Source organism: Bradyrhizobium sp. LjRoot220, from assembly GCF_964252915.1.
Taxonomy (GTDB): domain Bacteria; phylum Pseudomonadota; class Alphaproteobacteria; order Rhizobiales; family Xanthobacteraceae; genus Bradyrhizobium.
The window spans coordinates 1-5235 of the sequence record NZ_CAXUPS020000021.1 but is presented as its reverse complement, the minus strand read 5'-3'; the positions used below and the strand labels follow the sequence as shown (position 1 = coordinate 5235).

The 5235-nt window shown below is 63.9% G+C and carries 5 protein-coding genes and 1 tRNA gene; 4 read left to right on the top strand and 2 right to left on the bottom strand.

The genetic code is table 11. The features are described 5' to 3' along the window. Positions 1 to 217 precede the first annotated feature (217 nt). Complete coding sequence (gene chpT / locus ACSQ84_RS35870; RefSeq protein WP_436216485.1) at positions 218 to 865, bottom strand: histidine phosphotransferase ChpT; 648 nt, start codon at positions 863 to 865, stop codon at positions 218 to 220. 193 nt (positions 866 to 1058) lie between these two features. Here chpT and ACSQ84_RS35865 point away from each other — a divergent pair, with 193 nt between their 5' ends. After that, positions 1059 to 1886, top strand: coding sequence for a 3'(2'),5'-bisphosphate nucleotidase CysQ family protein (locus tag ACSQ84_RS35865; RefSeq protein WP_436216484.1), 828 nt, complete (start codon positions 1059 to 1061; stop codon positions 1884 to 1886). A 48-nt stretch (positions 1887 to 1934) separates the two neighbouring features. Here ACSQ84_RS35865 and ACSQ84_RS35860 read toward each other — a convergent pair whose 3' ends face one another. Continuing rightward, positions 1935 to 2441, bottom strand: a complete 507-nt coding sequence (locus tag ACSQ84_RS35860) for a YHS domain-containing (seleno)protein (protein WP_436216483.1) — start codon at positions 2439 to 2441, stop codon at positions 1935 to 1937. Positions 2442 to 2552: 111 nt separating this feature from the next. Here ACSQ84_RS35860 and ACSQ84_RS35855 point away from each other — a divergent pair, with 111 nt between their 5' ends. The 3 genes from ACSQ84_RS35855 to ACSQ84_RS35845 all read left to right on the top strand — a co-directional run bounded on the left by ACSQ84_RS35855 (position 2553) and on the right by ACSQ84_RS35845 (position 4863). Then, positions 2553 to 3221, top strand: coding sequence for a DUF1134 domain-containing protein (locus ACSQ84_RS35855; protein ID WP_436216482.1), 669 nt, complete (start codon positions 2553 to 2555; stop codon positions 3219 to 3221). Positions 3222 to 3374: 153 nt separating this feature from the next. After that, positions 3375 to 4661 (top strand): hypothetical protein, encoded by a 1287-nt coding sequence (locus tag ACSQ84_RS35850; RefSeq protein ID WP_436216481.1) that lies wholly within the window; start codon positions 3375 to 3377, stop codon positions 4659 to 4661. 127 nt (positions 4662 to 4788) lie between these two features. Further along, positions 4789 to 4863 (top strand) — tRNA-Val (locus ACSQ84_RS35845). Positions 4864 to 5235 lie beyond the last annotated feature (372 nt).

The following is a 5235-nucleotide window of genomic DNA, read 5'->3' as shown; positions in this document are numbered from 1 at the left end:
CAAAAATTCCCGCAATAAATCATCCATGAAACTGGCCTTCGCACGCACCGGCACGCGACATCGACGCGCCTTACGGAACTTGGCCAGCTTCTATGCAAAGCGTTTAATATTGGTTGAGCAAATGGAAAAGAACGGGCTCAACAAAGAGATAAGACGGCTGCAATGAATCCAGCCGTACATTGTCAACCTTTGGTTAACCATCGTCGCGCCGCGACGCTTAGGCGGCGGTAACGAGCACCTTGTCGCCGTCGAGCGCGAGCGTCACGGTGAGCCCGCAGGCCTGCGCCAAAAGCCGCGTATAATATGGCTGCACCGCATGCGCGTCGATCGCGGCGCTCGAACTCGCACTCAGCAGGTCGGCGATGTTTTGCGGCACGCGGGCGTTGAGGCCGGCCGAGGCGACGCGAAAGCTCATCGTCTCGCCGTCGCCGATCGGGTCGATGGCCAGCGTGCCGCCGCGCGGAATGGTCTGCTGGGCGATGACCAGCATGTTGAGCAGCAGCTTGACGCGGTTCTTCGGCAGCAACAGCCGCGGCAAATTCCAGGTGATGGTGATCTTGCCGTCCTCGATATGGCCGCGCGCCATGGTCTGGGCGTCGCCGAGATCGATCTGCGCACCGGCCGATCCGGCCGCGCCGAACGCCAGCCGGCAGAACTGCAACCGGGCCGAGGCGGTCTTGGCGCTCTTGCGAATCAGATCGAGCGCGAATTCACGGTCTTCGGGCTTGGGATTGTCGTCGAGGACCTCAAGCCCATTGACGATGGCGCCAACCGGACTGATGAGATCATGACAGACCCGCGAACACAGCAGCGCCGCAAGTTCGAGGGCGTCGGGAGCGGGGCCGGGAGACGGAGTGCCAGACATCATATTTTCCTGGAAAGCCGCGCGGTCCCGATCGCTGCAAGAGGGACTGCCGGCGGACAATTACGAATCACGCATGCTCGGTGGTTTGATACACTGCGCAGGCGCGTGCTGCCAGCACGGGGCGGCGCGAGTCAAGGAAACGGGTCAAGGGAACACGAACAGCAAATGAGCCTCACAGCAAATGAGCCCCACTATGAATGAGGCAACTCCGCCCGTTATCGATCATATGGCCGCGAGTGCCCTGATCGAGCCGCTGACCGACCTGGTGATTCGGGCCGGCGCCGCGATTCTTGGCGTCAACCGCGCCGCCATGAAGGTCGACGGCAAGACCGACGGATCGCCGGTCACCGAGGCTGATCTCGCCGCCGACCGCATTATCGGCGAAGGCCTGGCGCGGCTGGCGCCAAATATACCGTCACTGTCCGAGGAGCGCACGCATCTGGCGAAGCTGCCCTACAAGGACAGTTTCTTCCTGATCGACCCGCTCGACGGCACCAAGGAATTCGTCGCCGGCCGCGGCGAATTCACCGTCAATCTGGCGCTGGTGACCGGCGGGGTGCCGCTGCTCGGCATCGTCGGCGCGCCCGCGCTTGGATTGATCTGGCGCGGCATCGTCGGCAGGGGCGCGGAGCGGCTGACGCTTCTTGACGGCGCCGCACCGCGCGTCGAGCCGATCCGGACGCGGCGCTGCCCGATCGGCGGAAAACCCTGGACCGTGGCCGTCAGCCGCTCGCATGGCGATGACCGCACCGAAGCCTTCATTGCCGCCAGGCCCGGCGCGGTGCGCGCCGAACTCGGCTCCGCGGTCAAATTCGGCCGGGTGGCGGAAGGCGCGGTCGATATCTATCCGCGCCTGTCGCCGACCAGCGAATGGGATGTGGCGGCGGGCCATGCCTTGGTCACCGCGGCCGGCGGCAAGATCACGGATGCGAACGGCGCCGCGCTGCATTTCGGCTCTGGCCGCGAAGACTTCATCGTGCCGGAATTCATCGCTTGGGGCGATCCTGAGGCCATGCCCTGATTCAAGCCACGCTCCTGCGCAAGCCAGGTCCTGATTCATCGCGCTGATTTACTGCGCCAGACTCTGTTTGAGCCGGGGCCAGCGGGCGGTGGCGTCTTTCAGGAAACGCGGAGGATCTTTCTTGAAGGCGTCGCGGTTTTCCTCGCGGCCGAACAGATAGAGCCGCTGGCCTGTGACCACCCAGAACCGCGGGTTGCCGGCATAGGTAACCCCCCGCGCCAGATCGAAGGGATCATAGCCGCCGAACTGCGGACCATAGATCTCGGGGTGGGTGACAAAGGAAGCGCGGTTGCCCTCGTTGCGGAAGCGCCAGACGGCGCCGGCCTCGGCGGCCTCGAAATCCGGCGCGCCCTGGACGGCCGCGGAATCGGTGAAATAGGCGACGGGATCAAACCCTTCGATCGCAAGGCCGGAATAGCGGTTGACCACAACCCGCTCGGTGGTCGCGGCAAGCGCGGTGAAATCAAGGCAGAGCGCGACGAAAAAGCCTGCCAATATGGCGAAAATGGCCAATCCGGGGCGCCAACCATATCTTTCCTGCCGTTCTGCCGTCATAGTTGATACCGATAACATACGAGTCGAGGGGACACTGGGCGCAACCTAGAGCCGTGCTTGTTGGCGTCAGGTTAAGGCGGCGGCCAGAATTTCGATACCAGGGGTTCTTTGATGATTTTCGTCTCACGCCTTGCCGCGGTAACGCTCGCCGCGCTGATGTGCTGGACTGTGCCCGCTGCCACGCAGCAGTCGGGGCCGGTGCAACAGGCGCCGCTGCAGCAGGCACCGATGCAACAGGTGCCCGTGCAGCAGGTGCCCGTGCAGCAGGCGCCGCCGCCGCAGCGCGCGCCCGGCCCGGCGACCTATGGGCCGGACGAGCTCGTCAACGCCGGCCACAAATTCTTCGGCAACGTCTCGCGCGGCCTGGCATCGATCATCGAGCGTGCCGTCAGCCAATGGGGCCTGCCGAACGGTTATGTGCTCGGCGAGGAAGGATCGGGCGCCTTCGTCGCTGGCCTGCGCTACGGCGAAGGCACGCTCTATACCAAGAACGCCGGCGACCTCAGGGTCTACTGGCAGGGACCGTCGGTCGGCTTCGACTGGGGCGGCGACGGCGCCCGCACCATGACGCTGGTCTATAACCTGCCCGCCACCAACGCGATCTATCAGCGCTTCGCCGGCATCGACGGCTCGGCCTATATCGTCGGCGGCTTCGGCATGACCGCGCTCACCGCCAACAACATCGTGCTGGTGCCGATTCGCTCCGGCATCGGGCTGCGGCTCGGCGCCAATATCGGCTATCTCAAATTTACCCCGCGCGCGACCTGGAACCCGTTCTGACCTTTTCTTAAGCAGCGGCTTCCTGTTCCTGAACAGCTGCACGTTCCTTTCCTCCACGAATTCAGGTTAACGCGGCATTGGGCTGGCCTTTTGCCGGTCCCCCATGGCATTGTGATTAACGAATTCTTTATGGCCCTCGGGGAGTGACCATCCATGATCGAACCGATCATGTATCTGGCGATCGGTTTTCTGGTCTCGATGCTGTTCGGCCTGATGATCGTGCCGCTGGTGCATAACCGCGCGGTCCGGCTGACGACCCGGCGACTGGAAGCGGCCACGCCATTGTCGATGGCTGAAATCCAGGCCGACAAGGACCAGTTGCGCGCGGAATTCGCGATGTCGGCGCGGCGGCTCGAGATGAGCGTCGACCAGCTCAGGAACAAGACCACCAGCCAGCTCGCCGAACTCGGCAAGAAAACCGACGCGATCAACCGCATGAAGATCGAGCTTGGCGAAAAGAACGCCACGATCTTCTCGCTCGAAGCCCGCGAGAAGGCGATGAAGGAGCAGCTGCGCGCCACCGAAGAGGAATTCGCAGCCAAGACCGAGATGCTGCGCGGCGCCGAAAAGGCGCTGACCGACAAGCAGGCCGAACTCGCCAAGATCAATCATGAACTGTCCGACCGTTCGATGATCGCGGACAGCCGCCAGGTCGAGCTGGTCGCGGTACGCACCCAGATCGAGGAGTTGAAGAACCGGGTCGGCGACGCCGAAAAGGAATTCGCGGCGACGCAGGCCCGGCTCGCGCACGAGCGCAGCGAATCCGAGAACGCGACGCGCGAACTCAACGAGGCCCGCAGCCGCGTCGAAAACCTGAGCCAGCGCGTCACCGACCTGGACCGCCAGCTGATCATCCAGGTCAAGGAAGCCGAAATGCTCGGCAACCGCGTCAACGATCTCGAAGCGCGGCTCGCCACCCAGGGCAAGCTGTTGGCCGAACGCGAATTCGAGAACAACCAGCTCAGGCAGGCGAGCGACGCCGCCGAGCGCATCGCCAAGGAATTGCGCGTCGAGATCGCGGCGCTGAGCCAGGGTGGCCATGCGCCCGCGATCGAAAAGCTGCGCAGCGAGAAAGCCGCGCTCGAGGAGCAGCTCCGCGTCGCGCGCGACGAACGCGCCAAGCTGCAGCGCGACATCAACGCGATCCAGCAGCAGGCCGAAAGCTCCTGGGCCACCGAGCGGATGGAAAACGCGCTGCTGCGCGAGCGCATCAACGACATCGCCGCCGAGGTCGCCAAGCTGGCGATCCAGCTGGAGGGACCGAATTCGGCGATCGAGGCCATGCTGGCCGCGGAGCCCGCAGCGCCAAAACCCGCGGCCAAACCGGCCAATGACACCGTGGCGGCCACCTCGGGCGCCTCCGAGGGCGGCGGAACCCTCGCCGAGCGGATCCGGGCCCTGCAGTCGCACGCCTCCCGCGCCCGCCAGCAAGGGGCGTGATTCCGGGCAGGCCCTTCTCCTGAAAAACGCTTCGATTGGCTTCGATATGGCCGCTTTGTTTGCTTGACACTAAGGGCCCGCACTTCGTAAATCGCGGGCTCTGACGGCGCTGATTTCGCCGGCTCCCGGACGCATAGCTCAGCGGGAGAGCGTTCCCTTCACACGGGAGAGGTCCAAGGTTCGATCCCTTGTGCGTCCACCATCGTCCTGACCGGGCGATGTCGGGTTTGAATTTCATAACAGTCCGAGACAATCCGTCGTATTTCGTCATTGCAGGTCGGCGCGAAGCGCCGCCCGATGACAGGCTCCGCGAAGCAATCCATCGGGCCGCGCGAAGAAGAATGGATTGCTTCGTCGCTTCGCTCCTCGCAATGACGGGAATGGTGCAGTCCCACCCAATGCTGTCATCCCCGCGCAGGCGGGGGATCCAGTACGCCGCGGCCTCTCGGTTCAATCACTGCTGTCTCTGGGATACTGGATCACCCGCCTTCGCGGGTGATGACACTGAATATGTGTTTGCGATCTCGCGACGCATCGCGCCCGAGGTTTGCCAGAAACTTCCCGCCCTCTCATG

Coding starts and splice junctions, on each gene's coding strand:
- chpT (WP_436216485.1), bottom strand. CDS start 865: ATGTCTGGCACTCCGTCTCCCGGCCCCGCTCCCGACGCCCTCGAACTT.
- ACSQ84_RS35850 (WP_436216481.1), top strand. CDS start 3,375: ATGATCGAACCGATCATGTATCTGGCGATCGGTTTTCTGGTCTCGATG.
- ACSQ84_RS35860 (WP_436216483.1), bottom strand. CDS start 2,441: ATGACGGCAGAACGGCAGGAAAGATATGGTTGGCGCCCCGGATTGGCC.
- ACSQ84_RS35855 (WP_436216482.1), top strand. CDS start 2,553: ATGATTTTCGTCTCACGCCTTGCCGCGGTAACGCTCGCCGCGCTGATG.
- ACSQ84_RS35865 (WP_436216484.1), top strand. CDS start 1,059: ATGAATGAGGCAACTCCGCCCGTTATCGATCATATGGCCGCGAGTGCC.